16 protein-coding genes and 1 riboswitch are annotated in these 15415 nt (G+C 62.3%); of the genes, 10 read left to right on the top strand and 6 right to left on the bottom strand.

The window, feature by feature from the left end; genetic code table 11:
* Positions 1 to 17: 17 nt before the first annotated feature.
* Positions 18 to 419, top strand: coding sequence for a VOC family protein (locus IFT99_RS02835; protein WP_192130358.1), 402 nt, complete (start codon positions 18 to 20; stop codon positions 417 to 419).
* The gene (locus IFT99_RS02840) at positions 416 to 1402 is read left to right on the top strand and encodes a saccharopine dehydrogenase family protein (RefSeq protein WP_192130359.1); all 987 of its coding nucleotides are present in this window, start codon (positions 416 to 418) and stop codon (positions 1400 to 1402) included. Before IFT99_RS02835 ends, IFT99_RS02840 begins: the two co-directional genes overlap by 4 nt.
* 6 nt (positions 1403 to 1408) lie before the next feature.
* Here the strand turns inward: IFT99_RS02840 and IFT99_RS02845 are convergent, their stop codons facing one another.
* Complete coding sequence (locus IFT99_RS02845; RefSeq protein WP_192130360.1) at positions 1409 to 2314, bottom strand: AraC family transcriptional regulator; 906 nt, start codon at positions 2312 to 2314, stop codon at positions 1409 to 1411.
* A 215-nt stretch (positions 2315 to 2529) separates the two neighbouring features.
* On the opposite strand from IFT99_RS02845, the gene IFT99_RS02850 reads away from it, so the two are divergent.
* Positions 2530 to 3279, top strand: a complete 750-nt coding sequence (locus tag IFT99_RS02850) for a glucose 1-dehydrogenase (RefSeq protein ID WP_192130361.1) — start codon at positions 2530 to 2532, stop codon at positions 3277 to 3279.
* A 52-nt stretch (positions 3280 to 3331) separates the two neighbouring features.
* On the opposite strand, the gene mntP is transcribed toward IFT99_RS02850, so the two are convergent.
* Entirely contained in the window at positions 3332 to 3898 is a 567-nt protein-coding gene (mntP, locus tag IFT99_RS02855; protein ID WP_065988908.1) for a manganese efflux pump MntP, read from the bottom strand.
* 12 nt (positions 3899 to 3910) lie between these two features.
* A riboswitch (yybP-ykoY riboswitch) is annotated at positions 3911 to 4072 on the bottom strand.
* A 64-nt stretch (positions 4073 to 4136) separates the two neighbouring features.
* Positions 4137 to 5456, bottom strand: coding sequence for an ATP-binding protein (locus tag IFT99_RS02860; RefSeq protein ID WP_192130362.1), 1320 nt, complete (start codon positions 5454 to 5456; stop codon positions 4137 to 4139).
* Positions 5457 to 5466: 10 nt separating this feature from the next.
* Here IFT99_RS02860 and IFT99_RS02865 point away from each other — a divergent pair, with 10 nt between their 5' ends.
* Positions 5467 to 5700 (top strand): hypothetical protein, encoded by a 234-nt coding sequence (locus IFT99_RS02865; RefSeq protein WP_192130363.1) that lies wholly within the window; start codon positions 5467 to 5469, stop codon positions 5698 to 5700.
* Positions 5701 to 5753: 53 nt separating this feature from the next.
* Here IFT99_RS02865 and IFT99_RS02870 read toward each other — a convergent pair whose 3' ends face one another.
* The gene (locus IFT99_RS02870; protein WP_192130364.1) at positions 5754 to 7826 is read right to left on the bottom strand and encodes a calcium-binding protein; all 2073 of its coding nucleotides are present in this window, start codon (positions 7824 to 7826) and stop codon (positions 5754 to 5756) included.
* A gap of 390 nt (positions 7827 to 8216) precedes the next feature.
* Here IFT99_RS02870 and IFT99_RS02875 point away from each other — a divergent pair, with 390 nt between their 5' ends.
* The 4 genes from IFT99_RS02875 to IFT99_RS02890 are packed head-to-tail and all read left to right on the top strand — an operon-like array spanning position 8217 to position 11814.
* The gene (locus IFT99_RS02875; RefSeq protein ID WP_192130365.1) at positions 8217 to 9257 is read left to right on the top strand and encodes an NAD-dependent epimerase/dehydratase family protein; all 1041 of its coding nucleotides are present in this window, start codon (positions 8217 to 8219) and stop codon (positions 9255 to 9257) included.
* A complete protein-coding gene (locus IFT99_RS02880) occupies positions 9257 to 10015 on the top strand; it encodes a glycosyltransferase family 2 protein (protein ID WP_192130366.1) in 759 nt (252 codons plus the stop codon). Before IFT99_RS02875 ends, IFT99_RS02880 begins: the two co-directional genes overlap by 1 nt.
* Positions 10012 to 10290, top strand: a complete 279-nt coding sequence (locus tag IFT99_RS02885; protein WP_065988912.1) for a lipid-A-disaccharide synthase N-terminal domain-containing protein — start codon at positions 10012 to 10014, stop codon at positions 10288 to 10290. Before IFT99_RS02880 ends, IFT99_RS02885 begins: the two co-directional genes overlap by 4 nt.
* Positions 10291 to 10293: 3 nt before the next feature.
* Complete coding sequence (locus IFT99_RS02890; protein WP_192130367.1) at positions 10294 to 11814, top strand: glycosyltransferase family 39 protein; 1521 nt, start codon at positions 10294 to 10296, stop codon at positions 11812 to 11814.
* Positions 11815 to 11871: 57 nt separating this feature from the next.
* On the opposite strand, the gene IFT99_RS02895 is transcribed toward IFT99_RS02890, so the two are convergent.
* The gene (locus IFT99_RS02895; RefSeq protein WP_192130368.1) at positions 11872 to 12762 is read right to left on the bottom strand and encodes an SDR family oxidoreductase; all 891 of its coding nucleotides are present in this window, start codon (positions 12760 to 12762) and stop codon (positions 11872 to 11874) included.
* Positions 12763 to 12861: 99 nt separating this feature from the next.
* On the opposite strand from IFT99_RS02895, the gene IFT99_RS02900 reads away from it, so the two are divergent.
* Positions 12862 to 13755, top strand: a complete 894-nt coding sequence (locus IFT99_RS02900; protein ID WP_192130369.1) for a helix-turn-helix transcriptional regulator — start codon at positions 12862 to 12864, stop codon at positions 13753 to 13755.
* 639 nt (positions 13756 to 14394) lie between these two features.
* On the opposite strand, the gene IFT99_RS02905 is transcribed toward IFT99_RS02900, so the two are convergent.
* Positions 14395 to 14595: a DUF2986 domain-containing protein gene (locus IFT99_RS02905; protein ID WP_065988916.1), complete on the bottom strand. Its 201-nt coding sequence runs from the start codon at positions 14593 to 14595 to the stop codon at positions 14395 to 14397.
* Positions 14596 to 14758: 163 nt separating this feature from the next.
* Between IFT99_RS02905 and IFT99_RS02910 the strand changes: the two genes are divergently transcribed.
* Positions 14759 to 15385, top strand: coding sequence for a pyridoxamine 5'-phosphate oxidase family protein (locus IFT99_RS02910; RefSeq protein WP_192130370.1), 627 nt, complete (start codon positions 14759 to 14761; stop codon positions 15383 to 15385).
* The last annotated feature ends 30 nt before the right edge of the window (positions 15386 to 15415 follow it).

Raw genomic sequence — 15415 nt, forward strand, 5'->3', positions numbered from 1 at the left:
ACGGGAGGATTTCGAGAATGCTGGATCATATTTTTCTGTCAGTGAGCGACGTCCCACGTGCCGTCCGCTTCTATGAGCAGGTGCTCGCACCTCTGGGCGTCACGGCACGGCTGGACTACGACGGCAAGGACGGTCCGCCGGGACATCCTGACCTGAAAGGCTTCGGCGCCAACGGTCGGGTGTTTTTCTGGCTGCGCGAGGGAGTAGTCGAAGGACGTGCTGTCCATGTCGGCTTCGTCGCCAACAGCAAGGCCGAAGTGGATGCCGCTTACGCCGCCGCCATGGATCACGGAGCCGTGGACAATGGCGCGCCCGGCGCACGCTTGCACTACGACCCTGATTACTACGCCGCCAATGTGCTGGACCCGGACGGCTACAGCCTGGAATTCGTCTGCAAAAAATGGCAGCACGCCCAATGAGCCCGCTGCTGATCTACGGCGCCACGGGCTACACCGGGCGCATGGCAGCAGAACGCGCCAAAGCCCAGGGGCTGGTGTTCGAAATCGCCGGGCGTAATCGTCAGCGTCTCGAAGCACTGTCTGCGCAGCTGCAAGTGCCTTATCGGGTGTTCGATGCCGACGCGAATGCCGCCGCTTCGTTGTCGGGGATCTCTGTGCTGCTCAACTTTGCCGGTCCGTTTGCGCACACCGCCGAGCCTTTGATGCGCGCCTGCATCCACGCCGGCGTGGACTATCTGGACATCACCGCCGAAATCAACGTGTACCGATTGGCCGAACGATTGGGCGCTGAAGCCTTTGCACAGGGCGTCATGTTGCTGCCGGGCGTTGGCTGGGACGTCGTGCCTACCGACGCGCTGGCACTGCATGTCGCCAGGCGCGTTGATCAACCGCGTTCGCTGCGCATCGCGCTGCAAGTGCCGGGGTCGATGTCTCGGGGCTCGGCCAAGAGCGTCAGCGAAATCATCGGCGCCGGTGTGCTCGCCAGGGTGGCGGGTGAGCTTGTCGCGACACCTGATGCACCGCCGCGTCAGTTTGATTTCGGCCAGGGACCGCTGCTCTGTGTGCCGCTCTCGTTCGGGGATCTCGTGACCGCGTGGCATGCAACCGCCATTCCCGACATCAGGATGTATGTCCACCTCTCGGGCGAAGCGTTTCCAGAGGGCGACCTCTCACTGCTTCCCGATGGCCCCGACGCTGCAGCGCGTGATGCCCATAGGGCCCGAGCGGCGGTTGAGATCACCGGGGCAGATGGCTCGATCGCGCGGTCGGTCATCGAAACCGTGAACGGCTACACCTACACACCACTCGCTGCGGTTGAAGCTGCCCGCCGTGTGTTGGGCGGTGAGCGGCGGCGGGGGTTCACAGCCCCGTCGCAGTTGTTCGGCGGCGGGTTTGCGCTGAGCATCGCGGGCACGGTCATCACCGACCTGCCAGCCAGGTAGTTCCGGTCAGGGGGCTGCCGGTGGGGCGGTGGTCTCGCCGCTTGGGGCGAGGGGCGACTTGAACCGCGCGGCGTCCCGCAGGGGAGGCAGGCCGAACAGCCGGGCGTATTCGCGATTGAATTGCGAAGCGCTTTCGTAGCCGACCTTGTAAGCGATGGACGTGGCGTCCAGCGAATCGAACAGCAGCAACCACCGGGCGCGTAACAGGCGCAGGCGTTTTTGATACTGAATGGGTGTCATGGCTGTGACCGACTTGAAATGCCGATAAAAGGCAGCAACGCTCATCTCGGACATCAGTGCGAGGGGCTCGACGCGGAAAGGCTCGGTGTAATGCTCGCGAATCCACTGCGTCACACGGCGGATCTGTGTCATCCGGCCATCCGGGCGCGCCATGTCACGAAGGATGCCGCCCAGTGGCCCCTGCAAGGCACGATACAAAATCTCGCGTTCGATCATCGGGGCGAGGACTCCAGCGTCATGGGGACGATCGACCAGCCGCATCATCCGCACCCAAGCGTCCAGCATCTCATCCGACGTGCACACGGCCTGAAAGCACGCGCTTTGTGCTGCCCCTGGTGCCGTGTTCACCTCCATCAGCAGCGTCGCAATCACATCCAGATCAAGGGTCAGGCTGACCGCCAGATAGGGTTGATCGGCCGCTGCGGCGTGAATCTGGCCCGTGGCGGGCACGTCGACCGGCACCAGAAAATAATGGCCTGCGGTGTAGCGAAAAACCTCATCGCCTATCGACAGGCTTTTTGTGCCCTGGAGTACCAGGTGCAGCATCGGCTGGTAGACCTGATCTGCGCAGGCCTCGGCGCAGACCATTGCAACGCGGGGCAGACCGGTGTCCGTCCAGGTGTTTTGGGCGCTCATCACGATGCGGCGCAGTTCTGCGATTGGATTTTCCATACCCCACCGTGGGCTACACCGCGGTGCCTGGCAAGCCATTTGAGAAGATCAGGCAAGGATGTGCGAACAACCGGCAAACGCTAGCCCGGTGGTTGGCCGAACACTGGGGGCACGCGGCTCGTTCCAGGTCCGGAGCTCACGACCGGTGCTCACGACCGATGCTCACCACGGACAGTAACGACGCTCAACAACACCTCATTTCAAAAGGTCACGGTATGAAACTCAACGGAAAAATCGCGGTAGTCACGGGTGCCTCGAAAGGTATCGGCGCCGGAATCGCCAAGGCGCTGGCCGCCCAGGGCGCAACGGTCATTATCAACTATGCCTCCAGCAGGGCCGACGCCGAGGCGGTGGTCACTCACATCACCGCCCAGGGCGGCTCCGCCGTCGCCGTGCAAGCGGACATGAGTCAGGGGGCTGAGGTCACGCGCCTGTTCGACACGGTTCGCGAGCAGTACGGGACGCTGGATGTGCTGGTCAATAACGCAGGGGTGGCAGTGTTTCAGATGATTGACGACCTCACCGAAGAAGCCTTCCACACACAATTCAACCTGAACGTCCTCGGCTACCTGCTTGCGGTGCGAGAAGCAGTCAAGCTGATGGCGCCTGGGGCAAGCATTATCAACATCAGCTCGATCCTGAGCACCGACCCCTACCTGGCCTCCAGTGTCTACTCGGCCACCAAGGGCGCGGTCGACACCTTGAGCTTTGCGCTGGCCAGGGAACTGGGGCCGCGGGGCATCCGGGTCAATTCGATCCTGCCGGGCCACACCAACACACCCGCAACGGCCGGCCACTTTGCGGGCGAGCTGGGAGAGAAAATACTGGCGGGCACACCTCTGGGGCGTTTTGGAGAGCCAGAGGACATTGCCCCTCTGGCCGTGTTTCTGGCTTCCGGCGATTCCCATTGGGTCACCGGCGAATCCATCAGGGCATCCGGCGGGGTGCGCGGCGTGGGATATTGAACCATTGGCTTGACGGCTGAAGCGCACGGTTCATGTGCGCTCATATCGTCGTTTACGCCGCCGACAAATGCTCGTAAAGAATCGTCGCGCCGACCAGCATCAGCACAATGCCGCCGATGATTTCAGCGCGTTTGCCCACCACCGTGCCCAGCACGCGGCCCAGCATCACGCCGAGGGTGACCATGACCGTTGTCGCGACACCGATGGCGGCGGCGGCCACCAGGATATTCACGTTGACGAACGCCAGGCCAACGCCCACGGCCAGCGCATCGATGCTGGTGGCGAAGGCCGTCACGGCCAATATCAGGAAGGAGTGCTGGTTGGGCTTTTCTTCTTCGGCTTCTTCGTGCTTGAGGCCGTTGTAGATCATGTGCACGCCGAGCACCAAGAGGAGCGTGAAGGCAATCCAGTGATCCCAGTTCTCGACATAGGACGTGGCCGCCTGGCCGATCAGCCAGCCGATCAAGGGCGTAATGCCTTCAATCACACCGAAGATAATGCCGGTGCGCAGCGCTTCTATCAAACGAGGCTTGTGCAGGCTCGCGCCTTTACCGATGGCCGCTGCGAAAGCGTCCGTGGACATGGCCAAAGCAAGAAGGATGAGGGAAATCGGGTTCACGGTTATGTTCCAGTCGGGCTGTGAGTCAACGACGCAACCACACGCCCGACTTTAGGCATGGATGCATCGTTGGTCTCGCCAACCCGAAGGTGTTCGTGCCACGGCAGGCCGCCGAGAATGTTGACACGAACGCTCTGTGACAATGAGTCCAGAGCAGGCTACTCCCCAACAAGGGCCGCCACTATACCGCGTGAATGTGAAAGAAATGTCGACGCGTGACGTTCAGTTCAGCGAATCATCAGACGGCTTGAACCGCTTCCGACGTCGCAATACAGCCCAGGATTCTCAGATACAGACTCACCGTCGTACCCGCTCCGGGAGCCGTTTCGATGCGCGCGTCACCGCCCGACTTGATCGCAAAATCCTTTGCCTGCGCCAACCCCAGCCCCGTGCCCTGGCCGGTCGCCTTGGTCGTGAAAAGAGGCTCGAACACGCGGCCTGCTATTTCAGGGGCCATGCCGGGACCGTTGTCCCGTACGCTCACGACCAGGTAGTCGCCCTGTTGCAGCGATAAATCATCCTCCACATGCACCCAGCGCGTGGACAGATGCACCTGACCGCTACCCTTCAGGGCATCACGTGCATTGGCCAGCAGGTTCATGACGACCGCATGGAGTTGAGCTTCCAGACAGAGAACGCCCCAGCCCCATTCGGCGAGATCGAACGTGAGGTCGATGGTTTCGCTCATCGAATGACGCATCAGCGACTGCGCACCGTGAAGGCGAGCGGTCACATCGATGCAGATCAGTTCAGGCCCGTCACCGCGCACGCTGGTCATCAAATAGCCGATCAACTGCCGACCTTGCTCAACGGCTTGCAGTCCGGTTTCGGCGAAGCGCTCCACGTCCACTGGCCGTCGGGAGCGCAGGCGGATCAATTGAAACGCAGCGCTCACGCTCTGCAGCAAATTATTGAAGTCATGGGCGATGCTCGCCGTCAGCATTCCCAGAGATGAAATGCCCCTCGCGTTATCCAGCAGCGGGGTGACTTCGTTCTGGTTCTGCTCGGCGTGTTTGAATTGGTCCTGAAGTTGCGTCAGTTGCTTCGCCCGTTGCGTGCCCAGCCAGCGGGCCTCGAGCAAGGCAGCGGCCTGCCGGGCCAGTGCCTGCAAGGCAAGGGAATGGCGTTCGCTCAGTTGCCGGGGTTGTGTGTCGATCACGCAGACAGTGCCCAGCGCCGCGCCGCTGTCCGTGACAATGGGCGCACCGGCGTAGAAACGAATATAGGGAGGACCGAGCACCAGCGGGCTGGAAGCGAAGCGAGGGTCAACGGCCGCATCTTCGACGACCAGCACCTGCGCGGGGTCCAGGATCGCGTGGCCGCAGAACGCCAGATCCCGGTGGGTTTCCTGCACCTCAAGGCCGATGCAGGCTTTGAACCACTGACGATCCCGATCGACCAGCGACACCAGCGCAATGGGCGCCTCGCACAAAGTGGTCGCCAATAGAACGATGTCGTCGAATGCCTTCTCGTTGGCACTGTCCAGCACGTCCAGGTGTTCGAGCGAGAGGACACGCTCTTCCTCGTTGAAAGGAAAGGGGGCGGGATGGTGGGCCATCGATAAACCGGTGCTGGAAAATGTAGTCCGGCATCATGCGCTGTGCCCCGTGCTACCGCAAGGGCGGAGGCCTGTTGATGCCGAACTGGGGAAAGAAAACGACGCGCTGTCTGCTGTGCAACTCGTCGAGGCCTCGAAAGCGATCGACGCCTACGGCGCGCTGTTGGACGAGTCAGCCAAGGCGGCACCGATGCGGATCTTGAGGTCCTATAACGAGTTGGTCGATGCAGGTCACCGGCTCTAAGCGTTGAAAGAGGGGAACGCGCATCAGCCGTTCCCCTCGATGCACCCAGCCTGTCAGCCGAGGGCAACCTCGCTGGTCATGCCCACCAGGGTCACTTCCTCGGCCTGCGCAAAGATCATTTCAGTATTGCCCAGGTCCTGGGTCCAGTCGCCGGTGAGGGCGATTTCGAACCGATGGCCCTGAGCGTCCGCTTCCACATCCTTCAGGTAGGTGCGGTCCAGATCGTGGTTATAGACCATCTTCAGCGTCGTCCCGGTGCCGTCTCCGAAACCCGTGTAGCCCAATGCCGACACGTCGATTTTGTCGTTGTTGTTGGCGAACCGGTCAATCAGGTCCACGAAGCTCTGGGTGTCGGTGCGGTAGCTGTCAGTGGCTGCCGTGTAACGGAACACGTCAGCGTCATTGATGCCGTTGCGGCCGTAGACCGAAAGGTTCGGGTCGTCGCCGCCGCTCAACAGGTCGGCACCCGCGCCGCCGATAATCACATCCGAGCCTCTGCCACCATCGATGCGGTCGTTACCGGCCAGGCCGTAGATGACCTCCGACATGGCGCTCCCCGTGATCACGTCCCTTCCAGCCGTTCCTTCGACGGTGGGGGCGGTGAACACCAGATTGGTGCTGTTCAATTGCCCTGTCAGGTTGCCTTCGAACGCCAGTTCAAAGCGCTGCCCGTCAGCGTTGGCATCGAAACTTTTCAGGTAGGTGCGGGTGCCCTCAGCGTTGGCCTGGATGGCCAGCGTGCCATTGTGGCCGTCGCCAATGCCGGTGAAGCCCAATGCAATCAGGTCTACACGGTCCTGGGAAGCGTCGAAGTCCAGAATCCGGTCACTACCGGTTTCCGTAGCGGTACGGTAGCTGTCGCTGATCTGGCTGAAGCGGAAAATGTCTGCGCCGGTCCCGCCTGCCAGCACGTCACGGCCACCCCCGCCTTGCAGCAGATCGTCACCGCCCAGACCGCGGATGATCTCGGCCGTGTCGTTGCCAAGCAAGTGATTGGCCTCGCTGGAGCCATCCACATGGAATTGACCGTCCTGGCTGCCAAAGGTGGTGTCCAGGCTGCCATCGGCGTTCAGTCGAGTGATGACGTCGCCGGCGATCAGGATTTTGCCATCGGGCTGAACAACCACAGAGTGGGCATAGTTCTTCTCGCCTTGAGGCACCCGAATCGTGAGTTTGCCATCGTCGCTAAAGGAAGTGTCGAAGGAACCATCGGCATTCAGCCGCAGTACGTTGAAGGCGGTGTTGTCATTGCTCTCGCCGGCAATGATGATCTTGCCATCGGCTTGCACGGTTATCGCAGAACGGTAGTCCAGCCCCAGCGCGGTATCGAAGTACACCACGCCGTCCACGCCAAACGCGGTATCCAGGTTGCCGTCGGCTGCAAGTCGCTGAACGGCATAAACCGGATCGCCCGGGTCGTGGGGGCCGTCGGAACCCACGTACAGCCAACTGCCGAGCAATACGCTGCCGTCGGGCTGCACAACGGTGGCGATATTGCCGGTGCCGTAACGTCCGGCAGGGTTGAGGATAAGCGCGCCTTCGGTACCGAAATCCTCTGCCGGAGCCCCGCTGCTGTCCAGCTTGAACACCACTGCTTGCGAGGTGCCGCGAGCGCTGACGTACACCGAACCGTCGGCTGTGGCGTAAATCGCCATTCCATCGGTGCTGATCGGTACATCAAGTGCTGCGGCGCCGCCTTTGCCGAACGTGGTGTCCAGGGTGCCATCCACGTTGAAGCGTTCGACTTTCAAACCGCCAGGCCCGGGCTGCGCCGACAGGACTTTGCCGTCGGCCTGGACCGCCATCACGTAGTAAGCCTCGTCTTCCGGATCCAGGCTGGCGGGCACGAGGGCAATCCCGTCCTGGCCGAAACTGTTGTCCAGGCTGCCGTCGCTGTTGAGGCGCACCGACGTGAAGCTGCCTCGCGTGCCGTAGCTTTCATCGCCGGGCGAGCCCGGATAACCAATGGCGGTCTGGAAGCTTTCGCCGCCGACGATGATCTTGCCGTCAGGCTGGAGAATGACGCTCCAGGTTTGATCGCCCCCCGTGGAGGGGTCCACCTGCACGGTCCCCGGGCCGGTTCTTACGGTGTAATCGATGGTGGGCTTGCGGTCGGTTGAAGCCATGACATTGTCCTTTTGACATGGAACTTGATGGGAATAACGCTCTCGAGTTGACCGTGTGGGCGTCAATAAATGCGATCGAGGCTGCCTGTCGGCGACAAAAACCGTCAGGGCTGCGCTAGAGCCGGTGGCCCAACGGCTCTGGGCTTCGCTCGGTCAACGTCTCGATCGCATCACGCGATGTGCCGCTCACCCCATTCACATTGCTTAAATATTGCTGTGACACAGTTTCATGTCGCTTGATCAAGCATCCGACAGCGTCAGACAGCCATCCCGGTGATTACGGGCGGTGGGCTGGCTCTGTAAAAGGACTCATGAAATGAATGTCACGGTCTCACGCGCAGGATACGCAACACTTACCCAGGCTCGATGCCGCCGCTGGGCGACAGCGCAATGACGGTTCTGATCACAGGGGTGGCTGGTTTTATCGGCTTTCACATGGCCAGAAAACTGTGCCGCCAGGGCGTTCACGTGGTGGGCATCGACAACCTCAACGATTACTACAGCGTTGACCTCAAGCGTGCCCGGCTCGCACAGCTTGAACACCTCCCAGGCTTTCACTTTCAGCAAATCGACATCATCGACCAAGGCGCATTGCGTGGCCTTTTCAGCGCGTACGGCTTCAGCGAGGTGATTCATCTTGCGGCGCAGGCGGGGGTTCGCTATTCCATCGACAACCCGGCCGTGTACGCCGATGCCAACCTGGTCGGGTTTCTCAATGTCCTTGAAGCCTGCCGGGCCTACCCGGTAAAGCACCTCGTTTATGCGTCGAGCAGCTCGGTGTACGGCGCCAACACCAAGATGCCGTTCGCGGTGGGAGACGCGGTTGAGCAGCCCGTTTCCCTGTATGCCGCGACCAAGCGCGCCAACGAGCTCATGGCCTACAGCTATTCCCATCTGTACCGGATTCCGGCGACAGGCCTGCGGTTTTTTACCGCCTACGGCCCTTGGGGGCGGCCGGACATGGCGCTGTTCAAATTCACCCAGGCCGTCCTCAATGGCGACCCCATCGATATTTATAACGACGGCGAGATGGCGCGGGATTTCACCTACATCGACGACATCACGGAGTCGATGAGCCGGCTGCTGCCCAGACCGCCGCCGCTCGTTGACGGTGTCGCGCCGTGTCAGCTGTTCAACATCGGGCGAGGCGCGCCGGTGAAGCTTCTGGACTTCATTCACTGCCTGGAGTCGGCGCTGGGGATTCAGGCCAAGCGCAACTATCTACCGCTTCAGCCGGGCGACGTGTTGCAGACCTGGGCCGATGTGTCCGGCCTGGCGAAATGGATCGACTTCAGCCCCCAGGTCGGGGTGGAGCAGGGCGTCGCCGAATTCGTGCGCTGGTATTGCGATTTCTACCCCGGCAAACAGGGCCAACCGGCCAGACAGGCACAACCGGCCAGACAATCAAAACAAGCGACGCGGTGGGCGTGATGAGTGAGTCGGTGTTCGTGTCGGTGTTGATCCCGGCAAAAAATGAGGCGCAGAACCTGCCTTCATTGCTCAATGAAGTACGCGCCGCGCTGGCCGGGGAGCGCTATGAGGTGTGGGTGGTCGACGACGGCAGCACCGACGACACGCTGCGTGTGCTGCAGCAGATCAAGGCCGAAGGCTTCGAACCCCTTCGGATCCTGCACCACGATGTTTCCCTCGGGCAGAGCACGTCGATCTGGCATGCCGCCCACGCCGCCCGCGGTGAGTGGCTGGCAACGCTGGACGGCGACGGCCAGAACGACCCTGCCGATTTGCCCGGCATGCTGGCGCTGGTGCGCGATGCAGGGCAGGGCAATGACCAGAACCCACTTGAGCCACTGACCTTGGTGGCCGGGCACCGCGTCAACCGGCGAGACACTGCGAGCAAGCGCTGGGCGTCCCGTTTCGCCAATGCCTTGCGCAGCCGGCTGCTCAGGGACGCCACGCCGGACACAGGCTGCGGGCTGAAGCTGATCCATCGAGAGGCGTTTCTGCGACTGCCTTATTTCGATCACATGCACCGCTTCATCCCCGCGTTGATCCAGCGCCATCATGGCCGAATGATCGTTCATCCGGTTCACCACCGGCACCGACAGGCCGGCGTTTCCAACTACGGCAATCTGGACCGGGCGCTGGTCGGCATCCTCGACCTGTTCGGCGTCTGGTGGCTGGTGCGCCGCACGCGACTCAATACCCGGCCCGAGGAGATGAACGGATGAATTTCACCCGCGAAGCGCTTTGGCTCACGGTGGGCTTTCTCGGCCAGGCGGTCTTCACCGGCCGTTTCGTCTTGCAGTGGCTGTACAGCGAAATCAAGAAACGCAGCGTGATTCCGGTGGGCTTCTGGTACCTGAGCATGCTTGGCAGCGCATTGCTGCTGATCTACGCCATCTACCGGGAAGACCCGGTGTTCATCATCGGCCAGTCATTTGGCTTCGTGGTTTACCTGCGCAACCTGCAGCTGATTGCCAAACACAAAGATCTGAAGGAATAGCCGGTGGGCCGTGTTCATTCTCCCGCGTGGCAATGCCTGGCACTCGTGGTGCTGTCGCTGCTGCTGGTCGGCGCCGGCTTTGGCATCAGGCAGCCACTGAATGTCGACGAAGAACGTTTTCTGGGCGTCGCACTGGAAATGCTGCACAGCGGCAGTTGGCTGATTCCCCATCGGGCCGGCGAAATCTATGGCGACAAGCCGCCGTTGTTCATGTGGACGGTGGCGTTCTTCACCTGGCTGACCGGTTCGCCGTCGCTGGCACTCTTCATCCCGGGCCTGCTCTCGGCGGCCACCGCCACGGCGGTGTTGTACGACTTGGGCCGGCGCCTCTGGTGCCGCAGGGTGGGGCGCATTGCCGCGCTACTGTTTCTGGCGACTTACCAGACCTACAGCATCCTGCGCACCGGCCAGATCGACAGCTTCCTGTGCCTGTGGGTCGCGCTGGGCTTCTACGGCATGGTTCGGCACCTTCTGCTGGGGCCGGCGTGGGGCTGGTTCTACCTGGGGTGTCTGGCGATGGGCCTGGGGATCATCAGCAAGGGGGTCGGTTTTCTGCCGGCGCTGATGCTGGTCCCCTACGGCTACGCCGTGCGCAAGCGATGGCCGGGTGTGGCCGTCATGCCGGGGCAGGGGCTTCGCTGGGCGACCGGTTTTCTGCTGGTGCTGGCCGGGTGTGCGGTCTGGGTTGTCCCGCTGCTTGCCACGGTCTGGCTCAAGGGTGGCGCTGACGAAGTGGCGTACCTGAAGGAGATCCTGTTTCACCAGACCGGTGGCCGCTACGCGTCGGCGTGGGATCACCGCGAACCGTTCTGGTATTTCCTGACCGTCATCCCGCAGTACTGGCTGCCGTTGGTGCTGGCGTTGCCGTGGCTGGTGCCCGCCTGGCGTCGCCAACTGCAAAAGCACGACGCGCGGATACTACTCTTGCTGGGCTGGGTGGTCCTGGTGGTGCTGTTTTTCTGCCTGAGCACCGGCAAGCGCAAAATCTACATCTTCCCGGCGTTACCCGGCCTGGTGCTGGCCGCAGCGCCGCTGATTCCGTGGCTGCTGCGACGCTGGTTTGGCGATCGCCCGAAAGCCCGCGCCGTGTTTGGCGTGGCGGTGGTGACCTGGTTTTGCCTGTGGTTCGCCCGTGGCTTCGTCGAGCCATACACCGACGGGCCTAATCCCCACAAGGCCCTCATGGTCGAAGCGGACCGGCTGACTGACGGCGCCGAACTGGTGTTGGTCGGCTGGCGAGAAGGGCATTGGCTGTTCGCGCGCCAGCCGTTGGTGCACTTCGGGTTCGCCGATCAATCCGCCGTCGAGCACGCGGCGCTCTGGCTGCGCACGCATCCATCCGCCTTTGCCCTGGTGCCCGCCGCCGAGGTTGAGCGCTGTTTTGTAGCGGCCAAGGCTCGCCAGTTGGGATCAACGTCGAGGGCCGAATGGTTGATCGTCGGGCCCGACGCGGATGATGGTCGCTGCCAGCCGCCGGCGCCTGTTCGCGCTTATCGCTTCTCCTGGGGTTCTGACGCGTTGTAGGCCCGTTGCGCGCACGGTCCTTTCGTTAGACGCGGCAGCTCTGTCTCCACGAATCATTCACCGCTGCTGAAAACACCCTTTGAGATCCTCGATCAGCCCCGGCCCGGTCGGCACCCAGTCCAACCGTTCGCGGGTTTTGTTGCTATGGCTCGCCATGTCTCGCCCGACAAAGCTCGACAGCCAGCCGAACCTTGCCATCGCCTCGTCCGCCGGCACCGACGCAACGGGCAGGCCAAGGCCTTCGCCCAGGGTTTGGGCAATGAGGCGGAATGGGATGTGGCTTTCGGCGGTTGCATGATAGCGAGCGCCGGGCTGGTATTTTTCCAGCGCGAGACGATACAGCTGGGCAGTGTCTGAAATGTGCGCGGCGGACCAGTGATTCAGACCTTCATCGACGTAAGCCGAGACGCCTGTCTGCCGCGCGCGTCTGATGAGTTCGGTGGCCAGGCCCTGTTTGGCCGTGTCGTGGATTTGCGACAGGCGCATCACCACGACGTTGAGGCCGCGTTGTAACAGCGCCTCTGCGGCCAGTTCCGAGGCGGCCCGGGGGTTGGGATGCTCGGGATTGAAATGATCCTCATCGGCAGGCGCGCCCGGTGCCGACGAGCCCATCGGCGTCGCCGAAGTGATCAGCAGCGGGCGTTGCGAGCCGTTCAGCGCCTCGCCCAGCGCGGCAATGGCACAGGCGTCTTTCTGGCAGTTGTCAATGAAGTGGGCGAAGTCGTGATCGAACGCGGTGTGAATGACCGCGTCGCACAGATCAGCGCCCCGTCTGAGGCTGGCGAGGTCTTCAAGGGTGCTGCGACAGGGTTCGGCACCGATGGCCCGCAGTGCGTCGGCGCCGGCCTGGGAACGCGTCATCCCCATCACCTGATGACCTGCGGTGAGTAATTCCCGAGCAACCCGGGAACCGATAAAACCTGTGGAGCCGGTAAGAAATACGCGCATTGCTGAAAACTCCTTTTGCTGAAGCCGGCAGGATGCGCGTAACGTTTATCCGCTTAAAAGACGTGACGTTATCAGGGTATACGAACTAACAGGATCATCATGGCCAACCCGTCTGTTCATTTGCTGGGCACGTATCTGAAGGATTGCCGGGCGCGTCTGGATCCGGCCAGTTTCGGTTTTTCCGGCCGACGACGTACACCGGGTTTGCGCCGGGAAGAAGTCGCGCAGCGCGCCAATATCAGCGCGACCTGGTACACGTGGCTGGAGCAGGGGCGGGGCGGTGCACCCTCGGCCCAAGTGCTGAACCGGATTGCCGAAAGTCTGTTGATGACCGCACCCGAGCGCGAGCACGTGTTCATGCTCGCCTTCGGCCATCCGCCGGAAGTGGTCTACAGCGCGCCTGACGGGGTGACGCCGCGCCTGCAACGCGTCCTCGATACCCTGGCGTTCAGCCCCGCGTTTATCAAGACGGCGACGTGGGACGTGCTGGCTTGGAACACCGCAGCGGCGGCGGTCTTCACCGACTACAGCCTGCTGCCGGTTGGGCAGCGGAACATCTTGCGCCTGATGTTCTGCAACCCGCACGCCCAGGCCCGGCAGGCAGACTGGAACGCTGTCGCGCGTTTCATCGTCGCGGCGTTTCGGGCGGACGCGACCCGCGCCGGTGCTGCTTCCGAGGTCACCCAGTTGGCTGAAGAACTGTGCACCCTGAGCCCCGAGTTTGCGGCGCTGTGGCAGGACAACGACGTGAGGCTTCAGGGCGAAGGCACCAAGCGCCTGCGCCACGATCCCCACGGAGTCATTGAGCTGGAATACTCCAATTTTGCGGTGGACGGACGACTGGACCTGTCGATGATCGTGTATAGCCCGGTCACCGCCGCCGATGCCGATCGTGTACGGGCGGTGATCGAAGACGCTGCCCGGCTAAAGCCGGCGTTTTCCGTGGCACCGGCTTTAGCCGGGAAGGCGTCGGCAATCACGCTGCAAAATTGATGGCGTACGCACTGGCCTCTTCCCGGCTGAAGCCGGTCCTACTGACACCGCGCGCTTTCCGTGGGACCGGCTTTAGCCGGGAAAGCGTCGGCAGTCGCACTGCAAAATTGATGGCGTACGCACTGGCCTCTTCCCGGCTGAAGCCGGTCCTACTATGAAACCGCGTGCTCCCTGTAGGACCGGCTTTAGCCGGGAAGGCGTCGGCAGTCGCACTGCAAAATTGATGGCGTACGCACTGGCCTCTTCCTGGCTGAAGCCGGTCCCACTGACACCGTGCGCTTTCCGTGGGACCGGCTTTAGCCGGGAAAGCGTCGGCAGTCGCACTGCAAAATTGATGGCGTACGCACTGGCCGCTTCCCGGCTGAAGCCGGTCCTACTATGAAACCGCGTGCTCCCTGTAGGACCGGCTTTAGCCGGGAAAGCGTCGGCAGTCGCACTGCAAAATTGATGGCGTACGCACTGGCCTCTTCCCGGCTGAAGCCGGTGCCACTGACACCGCGCCCCCGTAGGACCGGCTTTAGCCGGGAAGGCGTCGGCAATCACGCTGCAAAATTGAGGGCGTCGCCGCTGGCCTCTTCCCGGCTGAAGCCGGTCCTACAAGGGGAAGGCGTCGGCAGTGGCGCTGCAAACTGAGGGCGTTCAAACCGGCTCGGAAGGGCTGGCCGCTCCAGGCGCGGATTCGGTCGTGGGATCTGAAGCGGCTTCAGCATTCGCCTCCGCCGCCAGCTTCAACCGGTCGGCCTTGCTGATGTATATGTCTTTGTTCTTCGGCGCCAGTTTGGCACTTGCCTTTTTTGCGTTGGCTTTGAGTATCTGGTTGAGTTTCTTGCGACGGTTCATGCCTGTTTACCCGGTGTGCAGATGCTGGACGGTGAAAGGCAGGCAGTGAATCAGATCGCCGGTCAATCTGCCACACGCGTCTGGCACTATTGCCCCGAACGGGCATGAAACGTCACAGCATGCTGAACCTGTCCAGCCACGAAGAAATTGTAGAGAGCCCACAATGGACCTTGAAGACAGCTCATACCTGACCACCGTACAGGCACTGGAAGCGGTGTATGGCCCGATCGCGCCGCCGTCCCTGGTCAAGGAAGTCGACCACATCCACCCGGTCTACCGGCCGTTCATCGAAGCGGCGTCCTTCGTGATCCTCGCCTCGTCGGGTGCAGGCGGCCTGGATGCTTCGCCGCGGGGCGATCAGCCGGGCTTCGTACACATCGAAGACAGCAAAACGCTGTATCTGCCGGACCGGCGCGGCAACAACCGCATCGACACCCTGCGCAACATCGTCGAAGACCCGCGCGTTGCACTGCTGTTTCTCGTCCCGGGCGTCGGCGAAACCCTGCGCGTCAACGGCACGGCGCAGATCTCCATCTCGCCGGAGCTGCTGGAGCGTTTTGCCGTGGACGGGAAGCCGCCGAAATCGGTGCTGCGCATCACCGTCACTAGCGTCTATTTCCAGTGCAGCCGAGCGGTGATCAGGGCAGGGCTGTGGGATGCCTCAAAGCAGGTGCCGCGCAGCGCGTTGCCGACAGCGGGGCAGATTCTCAAAGAGGTGTCCCAGGCGGCCATCGACGGCGAGGCGTATGACAAGGCGCTGCCGGGCCGGATCGCCGACACGCTTTACTAAGTCACTGCGTCGATCCCGGGGCGAGCCGCA

It is taken from the genome of Pseudomonas sp. CFBP 8772 (assembly GCF_014841665.1).
Lineage (GTDB): Bacteria > Pseudomonadota > Gammaproteobacteria > Pseudomonadales > Pseudomonadaceae > Aquipseudomonas > Aquipseudomonas graminis_B.

Bases quoted from the DNA above. Each gene is read 5' to 3' on its own strand.
- IFT99_RS02850 (WP_192130361.1), top strand. From the start codon at position 2,530: ATGAAACTCAACGGAAAAATCGCGGTAGTCACGGGTGCCTCGAAAGGT.
- IFT99_RS02880 (WP_192130366.1), top strand. From the start codon at position 9,257: ATGAGTGAGTCGGTGTTCGTGTCGGTGTTGATCCCGGCAAAAAATGAG.
- IFT99_RS02860 (WP_192130362.1), bottom strand. From the start codon at position 5,456: ATGGCCCACCATCCCGCCCCCTTTCCTTTCAACGAGGAAGAGCGTGTC.
- IFT99_RS02905 (WP_065988916.1), bottom strand. From the start codon at position 14,595: ATGAACCGTCGCAAGAAACTCAACCAGATACTCAAAGCCAACGCAAAA.
- IFT99_RS02895 (WP_192130368.1), bottom strand. From the start codon at position 12,762: ATGCGCGTATTTCTTACCGGCTCCACAGGTTTTATCGGTTCCCGGGTT.
- IFT99_RS02885 (WP_065988912.1), top strand. From the start codon at position 10,012: ATGAATTTCACCCGCGAAGCGCTTTGGCTCACGGTGGGCTTTCTCGGC.
- IFT99_RS02840 (WP_192130359.1), top strand. From the start codon at position 416: ATGAGCCCGCTGCTGATCTACGGCGCCACGGGCTACACCGGGCGCATG.
- IFT99_RS02870 (WP_192130364.1), bottom strand. From the start codon at position 7,826: ATGGCTTCAACCGACCGCAAGCCCACCATCGATTACACCGTAAGAACC.
- IFT99_RS02845 (WP_192130360.1), bottom strand. From the start codon at position 2,314: ATGGAAAATCCAATCGCAGAACTGCGCCGCATCGTGATGAGCGCCCAA.
- IFT99_RS02835 (WP_192130358.1), top strand. From the start codon at position 18: ATGCTGGATCATATTTTTCTGTCAGTGAGCGACGTCCCACGTGCCGTC.
- IFT99_RS02875 (WP_192130365.1), top strand. From the start codon at position 8,217: ATGACGGTTCTGATCACAGGGGTGGCTGGTTTTATCGGCTTTCACATG.
- IFT99_RS02900 (WP_192130369.1), top strand. From the start codon at position 12,862: ATGGCCAACCCGTCTGTTCATTTGCTGGGCACGTATCTGAAGGATTGC.
- IFT99_RS02910 (WP_192130370.1), top strand. From the start codon at position 14,759: ATGGACCTTGAAGACAGCTCATACCTGACCACCGTACAGGCACTGGAA.